At 69.3% G+C, this 21,536-nt stretch carries 20 protein-coding genes; 6 read left to right on the forward strand and 14 right to left on the reverse strand.

Annotation, left to right across the window (positions count from 1 at the left end):
• The first annotated feature begins 22 nt into the window (after positions 1 to 22).
• The gene (gene mrdA / locus RZE79_RS01665) at positions 23 to 2,023 is read left to right on the forward strand and encodes a penicillin-binding protein 2 (protein WP_319358734.1); all 2,001 of its coding nucleotides are present in this window, start codon (positions 23 to 25) and stop codon (positions 2,021 to 2,023) included.
• Between the two features lie 134 nt (positions 2,024 to 2,157).
• On the opposite strand, the gene fahA is transcribed toward mrdA, so the two are convergent.
• The 6 genes from fahA to RZE79_RS01695 form a co-directional block, all read right to left on the reverse strand.
• Positions 2,158 to 3,426 carry a fumarylacetoacetase gene (gene fahA, locus RZE79_RS01670; protein ID WP_319358736.1) on the reverse strand — a complete coding sequence of 423 codons (1,269 nt, stop codon included), beginning with the start codon at positions 3,424 to 3,426 and terminating at the stop codon, positions 2,158 to 2,160.
• Between the two features lie 26 nt (positions 3,427 to 3,452).
• On the reverse strand, positions 3,453 to 4,433 hold the full coding sequence (locus tag RZE79_RS01675) for a tripartite tricarboxylate transporter substrate binding protein (RefSeq protein ID WP_319361059.1): 981 nt from the start codon (positions 4,431 to 4,433) through the stop codon (positions 3,453 to 3,455).
• A 2-nt stretch (positions 4,434 to 4,435) separates the two neighbouring features.
• Positions 4,436 to 5,746: a homogentisate 1,2-dioxygenase gene (gene hmgA, locus RZE79_RS01680; RefSeq protein WP_319358738.1), complete on the reverse strand. Its 1,311-nt coding sequence runs from the start codon at positions 5,744 to 5,746 to the stop codon at positions 4,436 to 4,438.
• A gap of 47 nt (positions 5,747 to 5,793) precedes the next feature.
• Positions 5,794 to 5,988 carry a DUF2783 domain-containing protein gene (locus RZE79_RS01685; protein WP_153285863.1) on the reverse strand — a complete coding sequence of 65 codons (195 nt, stop codon included), beginning with the start codon at positions 5,986 to 5,988 and terminating at the stop codon, positions 5,794 to 5,796.
• Positions 5,989 to 5,993: 5 nt separating this feature from the next.
• Entirely contained in the window at positions 5,994 to 7,625 is a 1,632-nt protein-coding gene (locus tag RZE79_RS01690) for an FAD-dependent oxidoreductase (protein WP_319358741.1), read from the reverse strand.
• A 142-nt stretch (positions 7,626 to 7,767) separates the two neighbouring features.
• Positions 7,768 to 8,727: an MBL fold metallo-hydrolase gene (locus RZE79_RS01695; RefSeq protein WP_319358743.1), complete on the reverse strand. Its 960-nt coding sequence runs from the start codon at positions 8,725 to 8,727 to the stop codon at positions 7,768 to 7,770.
• A gap of 148 nt (positions 8,728 to 8,875) precedes the next feature.
• Between RZE79_RS01695 and RZE79_RS01700 the strand changes: the two genes are divergently transcribed.
• On the forward strand, positions 8,876 to 9,751 hold the full coding sequence (locus RZE79_RS01700) for an IclR family transcriptional regulator (RefSeq protein ID WP_319361061.1): 876 nt from the start codon (positions 8,876 to 8,878) through the stop codon (positions 9,749 to 9,751).
• The gene (locus tag RZE79_RS01705; protein ID WP_319358745.1) at positions 9,748 to 10,530 is read left to right on the forward strand and encodes a Sir2 family NAD-dependent protein deacetylase; all 783 of its coding nucleotides are present in this window, start codon (positions 9,748 to 9,750) and stop codon (positions 10,528 to 10,530) included. Before RZE79_RS01700 ends, RZE79_RS01705 begins: the two co-directional genes overlap by 4 nt.
• Before the next feature lie 4 nt (positions 10,531 to 10,534).
• On the opposite strand, the gene RZE79_RS01710 is transcribed toward RZE79_RS01705, so the two are convergent.
• The 7 genes from RZE79_RS01710 to RZE79_RS01740 all read right to left on the reverse strand — a co-directional run bounded on the left by RZE79_RS01710 (position 10,535) and on the right by RZE79_RS01740 (position 16,068).
• Positions 10,535 to 11,029, reverse strand: a complete 495-nt coding sequence (locus tag RZE79_RS01710; protein WP_319358747.1) for a GFA family protein — start codon at positions 11,027 to 11,029, stop codon at positions 10,535 to 10,537.
• A gap of 19 nt (positions 11,030 to 11,048) precedes the next feature.
• Entirely contained in the window at positions 11,049 to 11,270 is a 222-nt protein-coding gene (locus tag RZE79_RS01715) for a hypothetical protein (RefSeq protein WP_056583963.1), read from the reverse strand.
• A gap of 55 nt (positions 11,271 to 11,325) precedes the next feature.
• Positions 11,326 to 12,018: an ABC-type transport auxiliary lipoprotein family protein gene (locus tag RZE79_RS01720; RefSeq protein WP_319361062.1), complete on the reverse strand. Its 693-nt coding sequence runs from the start codon at positions 12,016 to 12,018 to the stop codon at positions 11,326 to 11,328.
• Between the two features lie 21 nt (positions 12,019 to 12,039).
• A complete protein-coding gene (locus tag RZE79_RS01725; RefSeq protein WP_153281110.1) occupies positions 12,040 to 12,996 on the reverse strand; it encodes an MlaD family protein in 957 nt (318 codons plus the stop codon).
• Between the two features lie 6 nt (positions 12,997 to 13,002).
• Positions 13,003 to 13,857, reverse strand: a complete 855-nt coding sequence (locus tag RZE79_RS01730) for an ATP-binding cassette domain-containing protein (protein ID WP_319358750.1) — start codon at positions 13,855 to 13,857, stop codon at positions 13,003 to 13,005.
• Positions 13,854 to 15,026 carry an ABC transporter permease gene (locus tag RZE79_RS01735; RefSeq protein ID WP_319358752.1) on the reverse strand — a complete coding sequence of 391 codons (1,173 nt, stop codon included), beginning with the start codon at positions 15,024 to 15,026 and terminating at the stop codon, positions 13,854 to 13,856. Before RZE79_RS01735 ends, RZE79_RS01730 begins: the two co-directional genes overlap by 4 nt.
• 133 nt (positions 15,027 to 15,159) lie before the next feature.
• A complete protein-coding gene (locus RZE79_RS01740) occupies positions 15,160 to 16,068 on the reverse strand; it encodes a LysR family transcriptional regulator (RefSeq protein WP_319358754.1) in 909 nt (302 codons plus the stop codon).
• A gap of 86 nt (positions 16,069 to 16,154) precedes the next feature.
• On the opposite strand from RZE79_RS01740, the gene RZE79_RS01745 reads away from it, so the two are divergent.
• Both RZE79_RS01745 and RZE79_RS01750 read left to right on the forward strand, forming a co-directional pair.
• Positions 16,155 to 17,672, forward strand: a complete 1,518-nt coding sequence (locus RZE79_RS01745) for a CoA-acylating methylmalonate-semialdehyde dehydrogenase (protein WP_319358756.1) — start codon at positions 16,155 to 16,157, stop codon at positions 17,670 to 17,672.
• A gap of 160 nt (positions 17,673 to 17,832) precedes the next feature.
• Entirely contained in the window at positions 17,833 to 19,467 is a 1,635-nt protein-coding gene (locus RZE79_RS01750) for a GMC family oxidoreductase N-terminal domain-containing protein (protein WP_319358758.1), read from the forward strand.
• Positions 19,468 to 19,512: 45 nt separating this feature from the next.
• Here RZE79_RS01750 and RZE79_RS01755 read toward each other — a convergent pair whose 3' ends face one another.
• Positions 19,513 to 19,788, reverse strand: coding sequence for a GIY-YIG nuclease family protein (locus RZE79_RS01755; RefSeq protein WP_319358760.1), 276 nt, complete (start codon positions 19,786 to 19,788; stop codon positions 19,513 to 19,515).
• Positions 19,789 to 19,984: 196 nt separating this feature from the next.
• On the opposite strand from RZE79_RS01755, the gene RZE79_RS01760 reads away from it, so the two are divergent.
• Positions 19,985 to 21,523 carry an aldehyde dehydrogenase family protein gene (locus RZE79_RS01760; RefSeq protein ID WP_319358761.1) on the forward strand — a complete coding sequence of 513 codons (1,539 nt, stop codon included), beginning with the start codon at positions 19,985 to 19,987 and terminating at the stop codon, positions 21,521 to 21,523.
• The last annotated feature ends 13 nt before the right edge of the window (positions 21,524 to 21,536 follow it).

Below are 21,536 nucleotides of genomic sequence, written 5' to 3' on the forward strand. Positions count from 1 at the left end.
GCACGCCTAAGCTCCTGATGCCATGACCGAAATCCGCAACGTTGCCGCCGACCTGGCGCGCTTCAAGCGCCGCGTGATCGTCATCGGCCTGGCGGTGCTGTTCGCCTTCGGCCTGCTGGGGTCGCGGCTCGTTTACCTGCAGGTGGTGCGCCACGACGACCTGGCCGAGCAGGCCGAGAGCAACCGCACGGCCGTGGTGCCGGTGGTGCCGAACCGGGGGCTCATCCTCGACCGCAACGGCATCGTGCTGGCCTCCAACTACTCGGCCTACACGCTGGAAATCACGCCTTCGAAGGTCGGCGATGTCGAGGAAACCATCAACAGCCTGACCAGCGTGCTCGAGGTGTCGCCGCGCGACCGCCGCCGCTTCAAGCGCCTGCGCGAAGACTCGCGCAGCTTCGACTCCATTCCGATCCGCACCCGCCTGAGCGACGAAGAAGTGGCGCGCTTCGCGGCCCAGCGCTACCGCTTCCCGGGCGTGGAGATCAAGGCGCGCCTGTTCCGCAACTATCCGAACGGCGAGACGGGCTCTCACGTGCTCGGCTACATCGGCCGCATCAACCAGCGCGAGAAGACCGCGATGGAAGACTGGGAAGAAGAAGACCAGGCCAACTACAAGGGCACCGACTACATCGGCAAGCTCGGCATCGAGCAGAGCTACGAAAAAATGCTGCACGGCCAGACCGGCGTCGAGCAGATGGAAACCTCGGCCGGCGGGCGCGCCGTGCGCCGGCTCGCAAGCCATCCGGCCACGCCGGGCAACACCGTCATGCTGTCGCTGGACATCAAGCTGCAGAAGCTGGTGGAAGACATGTTCGGCGAGCGCCGCGGCGCGCTGGTGGCCATCGACCCCAAGACCGGCGAGGTGCTGGCCTTCGTGAGCAAGCCCACCTTCGATCCGAACCTGTTCGTGGAAGGCATCGACACCGAGAGCTGGAAAGAGCTCAGCGAGTCGCTCGACAAGCCGCTGCTCAACCGCGCGCTGCGCGGCACCTACCCGCCGGGCTCGACCTACAAGCCCTTCATGGCGCTGGCGGCGCTGCAGACCGGCAAGCGCGGCGCGAGCGTGGTGGTGAACGACCCCGGCTACTTCAACTTCGGCGGCCACCGCTTCGGCAGTCCCGAAGGCAACCTGGGCGGCGTCGACATGCGCCGCTCGATCCAGGTGTCGAGCAACATCTACTACTACTCGCTGGCCAACGAGATGGGCGTGGACCTCATCCACGACTTCATGAAGCCCCTGGGCTTCGGCCAGATCACCGGCATCGACCTGGGCGGCGAGCTGCGCGGCGTGCTGCCGAGCACCGAGTGGAAGCGCAACGCCTACAAGCGGCCCGAGCAGAAAAAATGGTACGCGGGCGAGACCATCTCGCTGGGCATCGGCCAGGGCTACAACAACTTCACCATGCTGCAGCTCGCGCAGGCCACGGCCATCGTGGCCGACGGCGGCATGAAGCGCCGTCCGCACCTGGCACTGGCGATGCGCAACACGGTCAGCGGGCAGGTCGTGCCGTTGCCGCAGCCGCCGGCCGAGAACCTCGGCTTCACCGCCGCCAACATCGCGGTGATCCGCGAAGGCCTGACCAGCGTGGTCACCAGCGGCACCGCGCGCAGCGTGTTCGCGGGCGCGGGCTACCAGGCAGCCGGCAAGACGGGCACGGCGCAGGCCGTGACGCAGGCCAAGAACACCCGGTACAACGCGCGCGCGCTCGAAGAGCACCAGCGCGACCACGCGCTGTTCATGGCCTACGCGCCGGCCAACAACCCGAAGATCGCGCTGGCCGTCATCGTCGAGAACGCGGGCTGGGGCGCGGGCTCCGCGGCGCCCATTGCGCGCCGCGTGTTCGACTACTGGCTCATGGACCAGTACCCCAGCGAGGCCGACATGGCCGCTGTGCGCATCGGCCGCGCCGGTCCGCCGATGGGCAAGCCGCGCGTGGCCAGCGAGGTGGTGTGGCCCGTGGCGGGGGCGGCTTCGCCGGTGCCTGCGGGCGCGGCATCGGCGGCGGCGGCGACGCCCTGAAGGTCTGACTCCCTCTCCCCTGGGGGAGAGGGTGGGGGTGAGGGTGAGCGGCGATCGAGGCCGCGCGATGTTGTGAGGCCCTTGCCCTCACCCTAACCCTCTCCCCGCAAGGGGAGAGGGGACAACACGGGGCCTCAGGCGATCACGGTCCCCGTGACCTCACCCAGCCCGATGCGCACCGCGCCTTCGCGCTCGCACCAGCCGCGCATCACCAGCGTGTCGCCGTCTTCCAGGAACGTGCGCTTCTCGCCGTTCGGCAGCACGATCGGCTGCTTGCCGCCCCCCGTGAGTTCCATCAGCGAACCGGCCTGGTCGGGCTGCGGGCCCGACAGCGTGCCCGAGCCCAGCAGGTCGCCGGGCTGCAGGTTGCAGCCGTTCACCGTGTGGTGCGTGATGAGCTGCGCGGCGGTCCAGTAGGCGGCCTCGGTGGTGTTGCCGAGCGTGAGGCGCACGGGCGCGACGCCGTCGGCGCGCATCTTCGCGGTCTGCAGCAGCACTTCGAGCGTGATGTCGAGCGCGCCGCTGGCGCGGTTCGAGGGGGCGTCGAGGTAAGGCAGCGGCTGCGGGTCTTCGGCGGGGCGCTCGAACTTGGCGCGGAACGGGGCCAGCGCGTCGGTCGTCACGATCCAGGGCGACAGCGTGCTCGCGAAGTTCTTCGCGAGGAACGGGCCGAGCGGCTGGTATTCCCAGGCCTGCAGATCGCGCGCCGACCAGTCGTTGAGCAGGGTCACGCCGAACAGATGGTCTTCGGCGTCGCCGATGGCGATGGGCTCGCCCAGCGCATTGCCGCGGCCGACGAGGAAGCCCAGTTCCAGTTCGTAGTCGAGCCGCTTCGACGGGCCGAAGCTCGGTGCGACGGCATCGGGCGCCTTGGTCTGGCCTTGCGGGCGCTTGAAGGTCTGGCCGCTCACGCCGATCGACGAGGCGCGGCCGTGGTAGCCGATGGGCACCCACTTGTAGTTGGGCATGAGCGGCTGGTCGGGACGGAACAGCTTGCCGATGGTGGTGGCGTGGTGGATGCCCGTGTAGAAATCGGTGTAGTCGCCGATGCGGCAGGGCACGGTCATCTCGGCCTGGGCTTGCGCCAGCAGCGCCTTCGACCACACGGCCTGCTGGCCGCTGCCTTCGGCAAGGCCGGCGGAGATCGCGGCGCGCAGGGCCTGGCGATCTTTCACGCTCGCGTTCATCAGCACGTTCATGTCGTCGGTGTCGACGAGCCCGGCCGCGCGCAGGTCAAGGATCTGGTCGCCGATGGCCACGCCGATGCGGAAGGCCTCGCTGCTGCCGGCGGTGCGGAAGCGGCCGAAGGGCAGGTTCTGGATCGGGAAGTCGGTGCCGGCCACGTTGGCGGCGGCAACCCAGCTGCGCAACTTCGGGTCGTGGGTGGCGTTGAGTGCGGTCATGGATGTCTTTCGGTTCTTGAATCGGATCAGTCGGCGGTCATGCCGGCCTTCTTGGCGACGTCGCCCAGGCGCTTGTATTCGGTGTCGGTGAGCGTGGTGAGCTCCTGCGCGGTCGAGCCGCGCGGCGAGAAGCCGGCCTGCTGCAGCTTGGCCTTCACGTCGGGCATCGCGAGCGCTTCGACGAACGCTTCGTTCAGCGCCTTCACGATCGGCGCCGGCAGCTTCGCCGGGCCGTACACGCCGAACCATGGCTCCAGCGCGTAGCCCTTGAGGCCTGCCTCGGCCATCGTCGGCACGTCGGGCAGCGAGGGCGAGCGTGTGGAGCCCGCCACCGCCAGCGCGCGCAGCTTGCCGGCCTGGATGTGCGGCAGCGACGCCGGCAGGTTGTCGAACATCACGCCGATGGTGTTGCCCAGCATGTCGGTGATGGCCGGGCCGCTGCCCTTGTAGGCGACGTGCGTGAGCTCGGTGCCGGTCATCTGCGCGAACATCACGCCGGCCAGGTTCATCGAGGTGCCCGCTCCCGCGGTGGCGTAGGGCAGGCCGGGGTTCTTCTTCGCGGCGGCGATGAGGTCGGGCACGGTCTTGATGGGCGAGCTGGCCGGCACTTCGAGCACGATGGTCGACATGCCCAGCAGGCTGATGGCCGTGAAATCCTTGCGCGGGTCGAAGGCCATCGACTTGTAGATGTGCGGGTTCAGCGCGTTGGTCGAGATCGCGCCGAAACCGATCGTGTAGCCGTCGGGCGCAGCCTTGGCCACGGCGTCCATGCCGATGTTGCCGCCCGCGCCGCCGCGGTTGTCGATGAGCACCGGCTGGCCCAGTTTTTCCGACACCTTCTGGCCCACGGTGCGCGCCACGAGGTCGGTGGTGCCGCCGGGGCTGTAGGGCACGATGAACTTGATCGGCTTCGACGGAAAGTCGGCCGCATGCGCCAGCAGGAATGGCGCCGCGAGCAGTGCAACGGCCGCCGCGCGGCGGGTGAGGGCGAAAGCGCTCTTCTTCATCTTCATGGCTTGAATTGGTCCTTGAGGCCGGCCCAGCAGTCGGTGTAGTCGGTGTCGAGCGCCGAGCTTTGCAGCGCGAAGTTCGTCGGAATGAAACGGTAGCGGCTCTCGAACATGAAGGCCAGCGTGTTGTCCAGCTTGTGCGGCTTGAGGTCGGCGTGCGTGGCCTTGTCGAAGGCTTCCTCGTCCGGGCCGTGCGGCACCATGCAGTTGTGCAGGCTCGCGCCGCCGGGCTTGAAGCCGCCCGGCTTGGCGTCGTACTCGCCCAGCACCAGGCCCATGAACTCGCTCATGAGGTTGCGGTGGAACCACGGCGGACGGAAGGTGTTTTCCATCACCATCCAGCGCGGCGGGAAGATCACGAAGTCGCAGTTGGCCGTGCCGGGCGTGTCGCTGGGCGAGGTCAGCACGGTGAAGATCGACGGATCGGGATGGTCGAAGCTGATCGAGCCGATCACCATGAAGTTCGCCGTGTCGTACTTCACCGGCGCGAGGTTGCCGTGCCAGGCGACCACGTTGAAGGGCGACTGTTTCGTCGGTGCGGTCCAGAAGCGGCCGCCGAATTTCTTCACCAGCTCGTAGGCGCCGCCGTCTGCCTCGAAGGCAGCCACAGGCGCCTGGAAGTCGCGTGCGTTGGCCAGGCCGTTCGAGCCGATCGGGCCGAGCTCGGGCAGGCGGAAGTGCGCGCCGTAGTTCTCACACACGTAGCCACGCGAGAGGCCGTCGGGCAACGCGACCTTGAAGGCCATGCCGCGCGGCAGCACCACGATCTCGCCGGGCTTCACGTCGAGCACGCCGAGTTCGGTCGTGACGACGAGGCGGCCTTGTTGCGGCATCACCAGCATCTCGCCGTCGGCGTTGACGAAGGCGCGCTGTTCCATCGAACGGCCGGCCAGGTACATCAGCGAGCCGATGCCGACCTGCGATTCGGCGTCGCCGTTGGCGGCCAGCGTGTGCATGCCGTCGATGAAGTCGGCGTCGGCCGCGCCGTCCAGCGGCAGCGGGCCCCAGCGCATCGGCTCGGGCGGCAACGCGATCTCGCGGTCGGCGCCGGTGGTCCAGTGCGCCTGCGCGTAGGGCTGGTAGCGGCCCGACACCACCGAGGGCTGGCGGCGGTACAGCCAGGTGCGGCGGTTCTCATGGCGCGGCGCCGTGAAGGCGGTGCCCGAGAGCAACTCGGTGTACAGGTCGAAGGGGCCGCGCTGCGGGTTGTTGCGGCCTTGCGGCAGCGCACCGGGCACGGCCTCGGAGGCGTATTCGTTGCCGAAGCCGCTCTGGTAGCGCCGTTCGGAGGCGGGTGTTGCTTGGGTCATGGGCTTCTCTTTCGAAAATCGCGATGAGGTGGGAGTGTGGTCGCAGGTCAGCCGGCGCGCGCCGCGTCGAAGGCTTCGCGCAGCACGGCCAGCGAGCCGACGTGGTTGGCCAGCACGAGCACGAGCCGTGCGTTGAAGGCGTGGCTTTCTTCGGTGGAAAGCCCCTGGTGGGCCTCGATGAGCGCCTCGTAGAAATCGTCGGGCGCGTCGAGGTTCGGCGTGGTGATCAGCTGTGGTTGCATCGGGGTCATGCCTTTGCCAGTGCGTGGTCGAGGGCCGCGCGGAGCTTCGCCGCCGTGGGCTGCCGCCAGCGCGCGCACACGTGCTGGTCGGGCCGCAGCAGGTAGACGGTGCCGGGCTGCGCGTCGTAGCGCTGCGTGGCGAGTTCAGCACCATCGCCGTCCACGCGCACCACATGCAGCGCGAGATCGCTGGCGTTCAGCGCCTGCAGGCTGCGCTCGGCGGCGTCGCCGGTGCCGAACACCAGCGCGGTGAAGCGCGCCACATGGCATTCGCGCAGCAGCCAGCCGGTGCTGCCGTCGGTGCGCCGCACGGGCGCATCGGCCGCCGCCGCGCCGGGCACCATCGCGCCGGCGAAGGAGTCGGCATCGGGCGTGTTGAGCGGCGAGTCGCGCAGCACCGTGGCCACCGACAACCGCCCGCTGTTGACCAGCGAGCGCGCGAAGGCGTGGCGCTTCGTCAGCTCGAGCACCGCGTCGCGGAACAGCCGGCTCACCTCGCTCTTGGGCGTGATGAAGTCGGTGGCGCGCGTCGAATTGCGGATGTTCTCGTCGGCCGCGAACTCGCGCTCGCTCGCGTAGCTGTCGAGCAGCGCATCGGGCGCGTCGCCGGCCAGCACGGCCGCGAGTTTCCACGCGAGGTTGTCCGCGTCCTGCACGCCCGAGTTGGCGCCGCGCGCGCCGAAGGGCGACACGCCGTGCGCCGAGTCGCCCGCGAACAGCACGCGGCCGTGGCGGAAGCGCTCCATGCGCTGGCAGGCGAAGGTGTAGACGCTGGCCCAGCCGATCTGGAACTGCACGCCCTCGAAGCCGATGCTGTCGAGCAGCGCGCGCACACGCGGCGTGATGCGCTCGGGCTTGCGTTCTTCCACCGGGTCGGCGTCCCAGCCGAGCTGGAAGTCGACGCGCCACATGCCGTCGGCCTGCTTGTGCAGCAGCACGCTCTGGCCGGGGTGGAACGAGGGGTCGAACCAGAAGCGGCGCTCGGTGGGCAGCTGCGCGTCCATCGTGATGTCGGCAATGAGGAAGCGGTCGCGGAACACGCGGCCCTTGGCTTCCTGGCCGAGCATCTGGCGCAGGTTGGAGCGCGAGCCGTCGCAGGCGGCGACGTAGCCGGCCTGCAGGCGGTATTCGCCCTCGGGGGTCTCGACCGTGAGCACTGCGCCATCCTCGCCTTGCTCGATGCCCGTCACCTTGTTGTTCCAGCGCAGGTCGATCAGCGGCAGGGCCGCGGCGCGTTCGACGAGGTAGCCCTCGACGTAGTACTGCTGCAGGTTGATGAAGGCCGGGCGCTCGTGGCCGGGCTCGGGCAGCAGGTCGAAGCGGTAGACCTGCTCGTCATGGAAGAACACCTTGCCGACGTGCCACGACACGCCCTTGTCCACCATGCGGTCGCCGCAGCCGAGGCGGTCGAACACCTCGAGCGTGCGCTTGGCGAAGCAGATCGCGCGCGATCCGCTGGACAGGCTGTTGTCGTTGTCGAGCAGCACCACGGGAATCTGCCGCAGGGCGAGGTCGATGGCGAGCGTGAGGCCCACCGGGCCGGCGCCCACGACCACCACGGGGTGGCGGGCGGGCGCGGCGGCGTCCTGGTCGGCGTGGCGGGTGTAGTCGAAGCGCAGGCTTTGGTAGTCGATCACGTGTTGTCTCCGTGTCTTGTGTCTTGCATTGCTCCTTCCCCCGCTGGGGGAAGGTTGGGATGGGGGCACGCGGCGTTCACTTCGGGCGCTCTGCCTGCCCCCACCCCAGCCCTCCCCCAGCGGGGGAGGGAGTCATGCGGAATCAGCCTTCGAGCGCCTTCCACATGTCGATGTCGCGCTGTGCCGTCCACACGCGCGGGTCCGCATGGCCCGAGGCTTCGTCATACGCACGGCTCACGTCGAACGGCATGCAGTGGTCGAAGATCACCCACTGGCTGTACTTGGGCTTGAGCTTCTCGTAGGTCTCCTTGTAGACCGCGTTCAGGTCGCGGCCGGCCTTCACGCCGTCCTGCACACTGGCGTACACGTCGGCGATGAAGGCACGCGTTTCCTGCAGGCCCTTGGCCACGTCTTCGGGCGTGGTCAGTGCGGCGCCGCGGCCCGGCACCAGGGCCAGGGGCTTCAGGGCGGCGAGATTGTCCAGCGTTTGCGGCCAGTCCTGGAAGTAGGCGTCGCCGGCGTACGGCGTGGCGCCGAACTCGACCAGGTCGCCCGACAGCAGCGCGCGCTCCTGCGGCAGCCAGACGACCGTGTCGCCCTTGGTGTGGCCGCGGCCCAGCTGCAGCAGCTGCACTTCGAGCTTGCCCAGCCACAGCGTCATCTTGCCGGTGAAGGTCATGGTGGGCCAGGTCAGGCCCGGGGGCACGGTCTCGACGTTCTGGAACAGGCGTGGGAAGCGGCCGATTTCGCTGGCCTTGTCTTCCTCGCCGCGCTCGACGATCAGGTCGCGCGTGTCCTGGCTGGCCAGGATGTGTTCGGCGCCGTAGCCGGCCGCGCCCAGCACGCGCACCGCGTGGTAGTGCGTGAGCACCACGTACTTGATGGGCTTGTCGGTCACTTCGCGGATGCGGCGCACCACGTCGGCGGCCATGGCGGGCGTGGCCTGGGTGTCGGCCACCAGCACGCAGTCGTCGCCAATGATGATGCCGGTGTTCGGGTCGCCCTCGGCCGTGTAGGCCCAGGCGTGCTCCGAGATCTGGCTGAAGGTGATCTTCTTTTCTTCCAGGTCGGCCTGGCTGGCGAACTTCTTGGCTTGGCTCATCGTGTGTCTCCGGTGGGTGGTTTTTGGATTCACCTTATTCGTTTAAGGCGAACGAGTTTGCAGATGACGAATGCGCGCAGTGTAAGCCCGAGATCAGTTCATGTCTAATGCCTTCTTCATGAACGAACAACCAGACGGCAAGGCGGCCATGGCGACTGTTGACACCGACCGCGCCCAGCGCGGCATCCAGAGCATCGAAGTCGGCGGGCAGCTGCTGCGCGCGCTGGTGCACCACGGCCGCCCGATGGCGCTCAAAGACCTTGCCCGCGAGGCGGACATGACGGCCGCCAAGGCCCACCCGTACATGGTGAGCTTCGGCCGGCTGGGCCTCATCGAGCAGGACCGCGCCAGCGGCCACTATCTGCTCGGCCCGCTGGCCTTGCAACTGGGGCTGATCAGCCTGCAGCAGGCCGACCCGGTGCACATCGCCACGGCGCTGATCGGCCAGCTCGCGCAGCAGATCGGCCACACGGTGGCGCTGGCTGTGTGGGGCGCGCGCGGCGCGACCATCGTGCGCACGGCCGAGTCGCCCTCGCCGGTGCACGTGAACATGCGCCACGGCACCGTGTTCTCGCTCACCAACACGGCCTCGGGCCGCGTGTTTGCCGCCTACCTCGACCCGGCCGTGGTGCGCGCGCAGCTCGAGGACGAGCGCCAGCGCCAGAAGCAGCGCAAGGGCGCCGCCGAGCCCGCGCCGCCGGCCGGCATGCCGCCGGTGCAGCCGCTGCCCTCGTGGAGCGACTTCGCGCGCCAGTGCCAGGAAGTGCGCGACCACGGCATCAGCCGCTCCGACGGCGAGGTGATCGAGGGCGTGAGCGCCATGGCCGCGCCCGTGTTCGACCACACCGGCGCCATCGTGCTGGCCGTGACCGCCATCGGCCCGGCCGGCATCTTCCACACCGCCTGGGACGGCGAGATCGCGCGCGCGCTCAAGGCCTGCGCGGGCACGGTGTCGCAGCGCCTGGGCGCGAGCAACAACCAGGGCGGGGTCGGCGCCGTGGTTCCCTCTGTCTCCGATCGATGACCCTGTTTTCTTCCGCCTTGTCTTCCACGCCTTCTTCTTCCGACTCCGACGATCTCGCGCTGCGCATCGACCGCACCGTGGCGCTGCTGCGCGGCGCGCGGCGCATCGTGGTCTTCTCGGGCGCGGGGCTGTCCAAGGCCTCGGGCATCCCGACCTACCGCGACGCCGACGGCCTCTGGATGAGCCAGAACGCGCTCAAGTTCTCGCATGCCGACGACCTCGCGCGCGACCCGGGCGGCTTCACCAGGTTCTGGGCCCAGCGCCTGTCGCTGATCGAGACCGCGTCGCCCAACCCCGGCCACCTCGCGCTCGCGCAACTGCAGCGCCTGCGCCCTGCGACCCGGCTCATCACGCAGAACGTCGACGGCCTGCTCGGCAAGGCCGGCGGACAGGATGTGCTCGAACTGCACGGCTCGCTGCGCCGCTGGCGCTGCGACCACTGCGGCAACCGCAGCGGCCCGTGGCCGTTCCACCGCTGCCTGCGTTGCGGCTCGCACGCGCGGCCCGACGTCGTCATGTTCGGCGAGATGCTGAACGCCGGCGTGCTGCTCGATGCGCAAGTGGCGGCGCAGGAGTCCGACCTGTTCCTGGTGGTCGGCAGCACCACCATCGTCTACCCGGCGGCCGAGTTGCCCAAGCTCGCGATGGCGCGCGGTGCGCGGTTGGTGACGCTGAACATCGAACCGTTGCCGCATCTGGACGATGCGGCGGCGGTGGTGTTGCGGGGGGCGTCGGAAGACCTGTTGCCGCGCTTGCTGGCCGGCATGGTCGGCGACTGAGCCGTCAGCCGGCCCGCAGCTTCTCGCGCAGCACGCGCCAGCGCGCGAGGCTCTCGGCGGGCCAGTGATCCTTGCGGTCGTAGTACTCAGGCACGGCGGGCGCGGCGGGCGGGAGCACCACCCACGACTGCTTGGACATCGTGAAGATGTGCAGGTCCGGCGGCAACATGTCGGGCGTGTCGAGCGTGCCCACGCGGATGAAGCTCACGGCGTCGCCGGCGCCTGCGTAGTGGCTCCACAGCGCGACGTGGCAGGTGGGGCAGCGCGCGTACGTCTGTCCGCGTCCGCTGGCCGACGGCGTGAGCACGCGATCGACCGTGCCCTGCAGCACCTGCACGTGTTCCGGTTCGATCAGCGCATTGAGCGCAAAAGACGATCCCGTCTCGCGCTGGCACCAGCGGCAGTGGCAGCAGTGCACGAAGAGCGGTGGCGCGTTCAGGCGGTAGCGCACCTGCCGGCAGGTGCAGCCGCCTTCGAGCGGCACGAAGGCGTCGGCCATGGCCGTGGTCGGCGAGCGTTCAGCCCTTCTTGCCACCCAGCAGCACCAGCGCGCCGCCCACCACGATCGCCGCCACGCCGGCCCAGGACGGGATGTTGACGTTCTGTTTTTCCTTCACCGAGAACTCCAGCGGGCCCAGCTTGGCCTGGTGGGTTTCCTTGGTGAAGCTGAAACCGCCGATGCCGAGCCCGGCGATGCCGGCGACGATCAGCAGGATGCCGACGATGCGCGTTGCGTTCATGGGGCGGGTCTCCTCGAGGTGGTTGGCAAGAACAGAAATAAAAAACGGCGGTCGCTCAGCGCCGCGCCGGTGCCGCACGCGGCTGCGGCGGTTGTTGCTGCTGCAGCTGGTCGACCCATTGCACGACTTCGGCCATGGCCGCGTCGCTCGCCGCGATGAGCGCCTTCACGCCGCCGGGCGCGTCGGCGCTGGCGGCGGGGCGGCGCACCGTGAAGGTCCGCTGGCCCATCACGCGGTCGCCGCCGGTGGCGCTGCGGACCAGCGTGGCGCGCAGGCGCACGAGACCCGTGCTGCTGGCCGGCGCATCGAAGTAGTGGCTGAACTCGTCGAGCGAGATGCGCAGCGTGTCGGGCACGATGCCCTCGGTGCGCGCGAGCGTCGCGCTTTCTTCGGGGCCGAGCACGGTGCGGCGCTCGGCCAGCGTGTCGCGCAGCCGCTGGCGCAGCAACTGCGCGGGCGGCAGGCTCCAGCGCGACTGGCCGTAGGGGCGCAGTTCGTTGGCGTCGGCATAGCCCATGCGGTACAGGATCTGCGTGCCGTCCAGGCGCGTGTTGCTGTCGAACTCGGCAAGGGACAGCGCAGGCAGTGCGGTCGTCGGCACGGCGGCAGCGGCAGGCGCAGGGGCCGAAAGGCCGGGGCCGAAGTCGTACAGCGTGGCGCGCGCCGGCTTGTCGGGCAGCGCGCCGCAGCCGGCGAGCAACAGGGCACAGCCGAGGCTGGCGAGGGCGTGGAGGGTGGTGGTCTTCATGCGCATGGTGTGGGCTCCCGGTCAACGGCGTGCGGCGGGCGCAACGAAGCCGGGCTCGCCCGGGCCCGCGACCGCGCCGCCGTTGCCGAACAGCAGCGATTGCGGGTTGTCGTTGATGCTGTCGGCCGCGCGGCCCAGGCGGCGCACCGCGTGCGCGGTGTCGTCGGCCACGCGGTTCACGCGCGGCAGGGTGGCGGCGTTGAACGAATCGACCGCCTGCGCCAGCGCCTTGGTGCCGTCGCTCAGGCGTTCGACCGGGCCGTCGGGCGCGTTGAGTTTGCCCACGGTGGTGTTGAAGTTGTTGGCCACGCGCGAGACGTCGCCGGCCGCTTTCTTCACCGTCGACAGCGTCTCGGGCATGGCGGCGAGCGTCGGGTTCAGGCCGGTCTTCACGGTATTGTCGAGCTGCTTGAGCAGCGTGTTGGCGCTGGCCGAGGCGGCCGCGATGTTCTCCAGCGCGTCGGCCACGCGCTTCTGGTTGGCATCGGCCAGCAGCGCGTTGGCGCGCTTGGTCACTTCTTCGACCTGGTCGATGATTTCCTCGCCGCGGTCCTGCAGCTTCGCGAGCATCGAGGGCTTGAGCGGAATGCGCGGCGGGTTGTCGTTGTTCGGCTTGAGCGCGACGGTCGATTCGCCTTCGTCGTCCAGCGCGATGAAGGCCAGGCCGGTCACGCCCTGGTAGCTCAGCGTGGCAAAGCTCGACGTGGTGAGCGGCACGCGCTCGTCGACCGTGATGCGCACGCGCACGTTGCCTTTGGTCTTGGGGTCGAAGTCGATCGAGGTCACCTTGCCGACCGAGATGCCGCGGTAGCGCACCTGGGCCTGCGGCTGCAGGCCGCTCACGGCGTCGCGGGTGGAGAGTTCGTACACGTTGCGCACGGTGTTGTCGCGCGTGAACCAGACCACCAGCGCGACGAGCGCGGCGATCAGGCCGAGCACGAAGGCGCCGGCGGCGAGGGCGTGGGCCTTGTTTTCCATGGGGACCTACCTTTCTTCAGCGCGCGCGGCCTCGGGCCGCGGCGCGGATGGTTGTGTGCCGGCGGCGGGCTTGTCGTGCAGCGCCTCCAGGGCGCGCTGGCCGCGCCCGCCGAGAAAGTATTCGTGGATGAACGGATGCGGATAGGCGATGACTTCGCGCGCCGTGCCGCTCACGATCACCTTCTGGTCGGCCAGCACCGCGATGCGGGTGCTCAGGTCGAACAGGGTGTCCAGGTCGTGCGTGACCATCACGACCGTCAGGCCCAGCTCGCGGTGCAGGCCGCGCAGCAGGTCGCAGAAACTGTCGGAGGCCTCGGGGTCGAGGCCGGCCGTGGGCTCGTCGAGCAGCAGCAGCGGCGGGTCCATGATGAGCGCGCGCGCCAGCGCCACGCGCTTGATCATGCCGCCCGACAGGTCTGACGGGCTCTTGTTCGCATGCTGCGGCTCCAGCCCCACCATCTGCAGCTTCACGAGCGCGGCATGGCGGATCAGCTCGTCGGGCAGCAGCTTGAGTTCGCGCAGCGGAAAGGCGATGTTCTCCAGCACGCTGAAGGCCGAGAACAGCGCGCCGTGCTGGAACAGCATGCCCACGTTGGCCGCGCCGGCCGCGCTGAGTTCACCCGGCGCCCGGCCCAGCACCTCGACCGTGCCCTTCGTGGGTTTCTGCAGCCCGAGAATCTGCCGCAGCAGCACCGTCTTGCCGGTGCCCGAGCCGCCGACCAGCGACAGCACCTCGCCGCGGTCGAGGTGCAGGTCGAGGTCGCGGTGCACCACCTGCTCGCCGTCGGGGCTCTTGAACACGGTCCAGAGCTTGCGGATGTCGACCACGGTGCCGGGCGGGGATGTCGTGGCGGCGTTCATCCGCGGAATCCTATGCCCTTGAAGAGCACTGCGAAGAGCGCATCGACCAGGATCACCGCGGTGATCGAGGTCACGACCGACGACGTGGTGCCGCGCCCCAGGCTCTCGGTGTTGGGCTTGACCTTCATGCCGAAGTAGCAGCCGATCAGCGCGATCAGCACGCCGAACACCGCCGACTTGGCCAGGGCCAGCCAGAGGTTGGCAATGGGCACCGCGCGCGGCAGGGCCGACAGGAAGTACGCCGGCGAAATGCCGAGCGCCGCATCGGCCGCGAGCATGCCGCCGGCCAGCGCCGCCATGGACGTCCACAGGCTGATCAGCGGCATCGCAATGGCCAGCGCCAGCACGCGCGGCATCACGAGGCGGAAGCCGTGCGGGATGCCCATCACGCGCATGGCGTCGAGTTCTTCGGTGACGCGCATCACGCCGATCTGCGCTGTGATCGCCGAACCCGAACGGCCTGCAATGAGCACGGCGGCCAGCACCGGCCCCAGCTCGCGGATCAGCGACAGCCCGAGGATGTTCACCACGAAGGTCTCGGCGCCGTAGTTGCGCAGCTGCTGCGAGATCAGGTAGGCCAGCACCACGCCGATGAGCAGGCCGACCAGCGCCGTGATGTGCAGCGCCGTGGCGCCGAACTGATAGAGGTGGCCCGAGAAGTCGCGCCATGGCGCGCGGTGCGGCGCGCGCGCCAGCGTGCACAGGTCGAGCGCGAGCTGGCCGATGAGGCCCACGAAGTCGCGCAGCACCACCATCGCGCGCGGGCCATGGTGGGCGAGTTCGCGCAACCGGTCGCTCAGCGATTTCGGGGGCTCGTCGGGCGTGGCGACCGTGAACTTCGCCACCTGGTCGAGCACCGCCTGGTGCTGCGGCGTCAGTTCGAGCGTGGCCGGCCAGTCGTGGCGCCAGTGGTCCCACAGCAGCTGGGCGCCGATGTGGTCGAGCTGGCCGATGGGGCGCAGGTCCCAGGCGCGGTCGTCGGTGGGCGGCAGCGCCGCGAGGTCCTTGGCCACCGCCTCCCAGGCTGGGCGCGTCGACATCGCCAGCGTGGTCCAGCAACCGCTGGCCACGGCCCAGCTGCGGCCGTCGGCATCGTGCGTGCGCGCGCGCGGCGGCGCAGAGGCGTCGTCGATGGCGGGCAGGTCGGCAGACGACGGGGTGGAAACCATGGGCGTGCGAGTGAGGCGGTTTGTTAACAAAGGATGCAGGTGAGACGGCGCATCGTAACCGCGTGCATCCGGGGCTTGTGTGCGTCCGGCCCTTCGTTTGCGTAGGGCCAGACGCCGTTTTTTCAGGAAGCCTTCAGCTCCAGGCCCGGGCCAGCGCGTTCCATGCGCTGGCGATCACGGGCTCGTCGCGGCGCGCGGCCAGAGAGACGAAACGCAGCGCGCAATCGAGCCGCACGCGGTCGGCCAGCACGAGGCCGTGGGCCTGGCTTTCGCGGATCGCGATCGAGTCGCGCACCAGGCTCAGGCCCACGCCCGACTTCAGCAGGTCGAGCATCGAGGCCTCCTGGTCGACCAGCGCCACGCGCCGGGGCGCCAGGCCGAGCGGGCCGAACACGCGCTCCAGCAGCCGGTGGTGCGCCGATTCGGGCGGCGTGGCCAGCCAGGGCAGGGCGGCCAGCGCCTTCCAGTCGCGCCCGAGCACCTGCGGGCCCCAGCCGGCTGGGGCGACCACGCGGTAGCTGAAGCGGGTGAGCGTGCGCACCGCCAGCGGCGCCGGGGCCGCATCGTCGGACTCGTCGCCGGGGTCGAGGTGAAAGCCCACGTCGAGCTCGCCGCGCAGCACCTGCGCCAGCACGCTGCCGCTCATGCCGTGGCGCAGCTCGGTCTCGATCTGCGGCGCGGCCTCGACCAGTTCGCGCAGGAACACGCCCAGCCGCGTGAACTCGGGGTCGAGGATGGTGCCGATGCGCAACGCCCCGCGCACCGTGACCTGCAGGTTGCGCGCGGCCTGCTGCAGATCGCCCACGGCCGCCAGCACGCGCTCGGCCTGCGGCAGCATCGCCGCGCCGTCGGCCGTGAGCGCCAGCCCGTGCGGCGTGCGCGTGAACAGCGCCAGCCCCGTTTCTTCGGCGAAGCGCTTGAGCTGCAGGCTCACCGCGGGCTGCGTGAGGTGCAGCTTTTCGGCGGCGCGCGAGACGTTGCCCTCGCGCGCCGCCAGGACGAAGGCGCGCAGAATCTGGAGGTCCATCGATGGCGCAGTCATATAAGACTGATTTATAGCGCCATCGACGCGAATTCATTGGCTTTCTCTGCGTGGAGCGGGCCAAATTGCCTTCAGGAGACCCGAACATGTCCATCAGCACCCGAAATATCGACCACCACATCGCCGGCGCCCCCGCCGCCAACACCTCCGGCCGCACGCAGGACGTGACCAACCCCGCCACCGGCGCCGTCACCGGCAAGGTCGGCCTCGCCGACGCCGCGCAGGTGTCGGCCGCCGTGGCCGCCGCGCAGGCCGCGTTCCCGGCCTGGGCCGACACGCCGCCCATTCGCCGGGCCCGCGTGATGTTCAAGTTCCTGGAGCTGCTCAACCAGCACAAGGACGAGCTCGCCCACCTCATCACCGCCGAGCACGGCAAGGTCTTCACCGACGCGCAGGGCGAAGTGAGCCGCGGCATCGACATCGTCGAGTTCGCGTGCGGCATTCCGCAGCTGCTCAAGGGCGACTTCACCGACCAGGTGAGCACCGGCATCGACAACTGGACGCTGCGCCAGCCGCTGGGCGTGGTCGCGGGCATCACGCCCTTCAACTTCCCGGTGATGGTGCCGATGTGGATGTTCCCGGTGGCCATTGCCGCGGGCAACACCTTCGTGCTCAAGCCCAGCCCGACCGATCCGAGCGCGTCGCTCTTCATGGCCGAGCTGCTCAAGAAGGCCGGCCTGCCCGACGGCGTGTTCAACGTGGTGCAGGGCGACAAGGTGGCGGTCGATGCGCTGCTGGAGCACCCCGACGTCAAGGCGATCAGCTTCGTGGGCTCCACGCCCATTGCCAACTACATCTACGAAACCGGCGCCCATCACGGCAAGCGCGTGCAGGCCCTGGGCGGCGCGAAGAACCACATGGTCGTCATGCCCGACGCCGACATCGACCAGGCGGTCGACGCCCTCATCGGCGCCGGCTACGGCTCGGCCGGCGAGCGCTGCATGGCGATCAGCGTTGCGGTGCTCGTGGGCGACGTGGCCGACCGGCTGCTGCCCAAGCTCATCGAGCGCACGAAGACGCTGAAGGTGCTCAACGGCACCAACCTCGCGGCCGAGATGGGCCCGATCGTCACGCGCGCCGCGCATGAACGCATCACCGGCTACATCGACCTGGGCGAGAAGGAAGGCGCGAAGCTGCTGGTCGATGGCCGCAAGTTCGACGGCAACGTCGCCGGCGAAGGCTGTGGCGATGGCTTCTGGATGGGCGGCACGCTGTTCGACCACGTCACGCCCGAGATGCGCATCTACAAGGAAGAGATCTTCGGCCCCGTGCTGGGCTGCCTGCGCGTCGCGACCTTCAAGGAAGCCGTCGACCTCATCAACGCGCACGAGTTCGGCAACGGCGTGAGCTGCTTCACGCGCGACGGCAACGTGGCCCGCGAGTTCGGCCGCCGCATCCAGGTCGGCATGGTCGGCATCAACGTGCCGATCCCGGTGCCGATGGCCTGGCACGGCTTCGGCGGCTGGAAGAAGAGCCTGTTCGGCGACATGCACGCGTACGGTGAAGAGGGCGTGCGCTTCTATACGAAGCAGAAGTCGATCATGCAGCGCTGGCCGGAGAGCATCGGCAAGGGCGCGGAATTCGTGATGCCGACGGCCAAATAATCCCACCCCCGACTCTCGCGCACTTCGTGTCGCTCGCATCCCCCCTCAAGGGGGCGCTCCCGGCGGCCCGGCAAAGCCGGTTCCGCGGGAGCGCTGGCAAGGCACTGGTGCGCAGAGACGTCGCGCACCCCCAAAAAGAACAATCAGATTGGAGACACCGTTGAGCGACACCACCTTCGACTACATCATCATCGGCGCCGGCACCGCGGGCTCGCTCATCGCCAACCGCCTGAGCGCCGACAAGACCAGGCGCGTGCTGCTCATCGAGGCCGGCCGCAAGGACGACTACCACTGGATTCACATTCCGGTGGGTTACCTCTACTGCATCGGCAACCCGCGCACCGACTGGCTCTACAACACCGAGCCCGACGCGGGCCTCAACGGCCGCACGCTGCGCTATCCGCGCGGCAAGACGCTGGGCGGCTGCTCGAGCATCAACGGCATGATCTACATGCGCGGCCAGTCGCGCGACTACGAGCAGTGGGCCTCCCTCACGGGCGACGAAGGCTGGCGCTGGGAGAACGTGCTGCCGGCCTTTCGCAAGCACGAAGACTTCTACCTCGGCGCCGACGAGATGCACGGCGCGGGTGGCGAGTGGCGTGTCGAGAAGCAACGGCTGCGCTGGGACATCCTCGACGCCTTTGCCGACGCGGCCGTGCAGGCCGGCGTGCCGCACACCACCGACTTCAACCGCGGCAGCAACGAAGGCGTGGGCTACTTCCAGGTCAACCAGAAGAACGGCTGGCGCTGGAACACCGCCAAGGCCTTCCTGCGGCCCACCTGCTACGGCCGCCCCAACTTCGAGCTGTGGACCGGCGCGCAGGTGTCGCGCCTGCTGTTCGAGACGCTGCCCGACGGCACCCAACGCTGCACCGGCGCGCAGGTGTGGGACGGCACCGAGATGACCACCGCGCACGCCGAGTGCGAAGTGATCCTGAGCGCGGGCGCCATCGGCTCGCCGCAGATCCTGCAGCTGTCGGGCGTCGGCCCGGCCGATCTGCTGCGCCAGCACGGCATCGACGTGGCGGTCGACGCGCCCGGCGTCGGCGCCAACCTGCAGGACCACCTGCAGATCCGCGCGGTCTACAAGATCGAGGGCGCGCCCACGCTCAATGTGCTGGCCTCGTCGATGGCGGGCAAGGCGAAGATCGGCCTCGAGTATTTGATGAAGCGCAGCGGCCCGATGAGCATGGCGCCGTCGCAACTCGGCGCGTTCACGCGCAGCTCGCCCGACCGCGAGTGGCCCAACATCCAGTACCACGTGCAGCCGCTGTCGCTCGACGCCTTCGGCGAGCCGCTGCACAGCTTCCCTGCCTTCACCGCGAGCGTGTGCAACCTGAACCCGACGAGCCGGGGCTCGGTGCGCATCAAGAGCGCGCGCTTCGAAGACGCGCCCGCCATCGCGCCCAACTACCTGAGCACCGAGGAAGACCGCAAGGTCGCGGCCGATTCGCTGCGCGTGACGCGCCGCATCGCGCAGCAGCCCGCGCTCGCGAAGTACAAGCCGCAAGAGTGGAAGCCCGGCGTGCAGTACCAGACCGACGAAGACCTCGCGCGGCTGGCCGGCGACATCGCCACCACCATCTTCCATCCGGTCGGCACCACCAAGATGGGCGCCGACGGCGACCCGATGGCGGTGCTCGACGCGCGCCTGCGCGTGCGCGGCGTGCATGGCCTGCGCGTGGTCGATGCGGGCGCGATGCCCACCATCACGAGCGGCAACACCAACAGCCCCACGCTGATGATGGCGGAAAAGGCGGCGGGCTGGATCCTCGAAGACAACCGCCACCGCTGAGCCGGCCTCAGCGGCGCGGCGCGGGCGGGCCCGTCAGCAGAGCGCCTACCGGTCGAAGAACGCCAGCTTGCGTGCGCGAGGCAGCGCCTTGAGCGCGATCTCCGCCCGCAGCGCGGCACCCCTGTCGGGGTACTGGCGCGCCGCCAGCACGCGCTGCGGCGGACGCGCCCGCGTGAACTTGGCCCCGAGTCCGAAGACATGCTGGAAGAAGCGCTGCTCCACATCGAGGGCGATGCCCGCGTAGTACACGCCGCCCTCGCATTCGAGCAGGTAGAGCCAGTAGGGCTGCGGCGGCGATGAATCGGGCAAGGTTCGGGGCACGGTCCGATTGTGCGGGTGGCCCGCAGGGGCTCCCGGACGGTCTTGAATGGTGCGTTGAACGAAGGTGCTGGCCCGGAGTTCATTCGCCAAACGCACCAAGTCCTTCCAATTTTTCATTAGCCAACGGCGCGGGTTTCGCACATATTGGCCGGGTTCGCCCTTCCATTTGTTCTGCCTCTCTTCCCCTGGAGCGCCCATGCCTGAAGCCCAGATCCCCGACAGCGTTCCCGCCGAAGTCGAGCAACTGCTGCAGCGCCTGGGCGTGCCGCGCTCGGCCCACACCGGCGGCGAGTTGACGGTGCGCTCGCCGGTCAGCGGCGAGGTGATCGCGCAGGTGCCGCAGACCACGGCCGTCGAAGCCACCGGCGCCATCGGCCGCGCGCACGAGGCCTTCAAGGCCTGGCGCCTGGTGCCGGCGCCGCGTCGCGGCGAGCTGGTGCGTTTGCTGGGCGAAGAACTGCGCGCCGCCAAGGCCGACCTGGGCCGCCTCGTCACGTTGGAGGCCGGCAAGATTCCGTCCGAAGGCGCGGGCGAGGTGCAGGAAATGATCGACATCTGCGACTTCGCGGTCGGCCTCTCGCGCCAGCTCTACGGCCTCACGCTGGCCACCGAGCGCGCCGAGCACCGGATGATGGAAACCTGGCATCCGCTGGGCGTGTGCGGCGTGATCTCGGCCTTCAACTTTCCCGTGGCCGTGTGGTCGTGGAACGCGGCGCTCGCGCTGGTGTGCGGCGACTCGGTGGTGTGGAAGCCTTCGGAAAAAACACCGCTCACGGCACTGGCCGTGCATGCCATCGCGCAGCGCGCCATCGCCCGCTTCGGCGACGCGCCCGAAGGGCTGCTGGGCCTCCTGCTGGGCCAGCGCGACATCGGCGAGGTGCTGGTGGACGACCACCGCGTGCCGATCCTCTCGGCCACAGGCTCCACCGCGATGGGTCGCCAGGTCGGGCCCAAGCTCGCTGCGCGCTTCGCCCGCGCGATCCTCGAACTCGGTGGCAACAACGCCGCCATCGTCACGCCTTCGGCCGACCTCGATCTCACGCTGCGCGGCATCGCGTTCGCGGCCATGGGCACGGCCGGCCAGCGCTGCACCACGCTGCGGCGCCTGTTCGTGCACGACAGCGTGTACGACCAGCTGGTGCCCCAGCTCGTGAAGGTCTACGGCAACGTGCAGGTGGGCGATCCGCGCGAGGCCGGCACGCTGGTCGGTCCGCTGATCGATCGCGCCGCCTTCGACGGCATGCAGAAGGCCCTGAACGAAAGCCGCGAGATCGGCGCGGCGGTGCACGGCGGCCAGCGCGTCGACGGCATCGGCACGCCCGACGCCTGCTACGTGCGCCCCGCGCTGGTCGAACTGAAGTCGCACGACGGCCCGGTGCTGCGCGAGACCTTCGCGCCCATCCTCTACGTGGTGCGCTACAGCTCGCTCGACGAGGCGATCGAATGGCACAACGCAGTGGGCGCGGGCCTGTCGTCGTCGATCTTCACGCTCAACGTGCGCGAGGCCGAGCGCTTCATGTCCAGCGCGGGTTCGGACTGCGGCATCGCCAACGTCAACATCGGCCCGAGCGGTGCCGAGATCGGCGGCGCCTTCGGCGGCGAGAAGGAAACCGGCGGCGGGCGCGAAGCGGGCTCGGACAGCTGGAAGGCCTACATGCGCCGCGCGACCAACACCATCAACTATTCGACGGCATTGCCTCTTGCCCAGGGCGTGACCTTCGATATCGGCGACTGACCCACCCCGGCCT

The sequence above is a fragment of the Variovorax sp. EBFNA2 genome, from assembly GCF_033802765.1.
GTDB lineage: Bacteria > Pseudomonadota > Gammaproteobacteria > Burkholderiales > Burkholderiaceae_C > Variovorax > Variovorax paradoxus_H.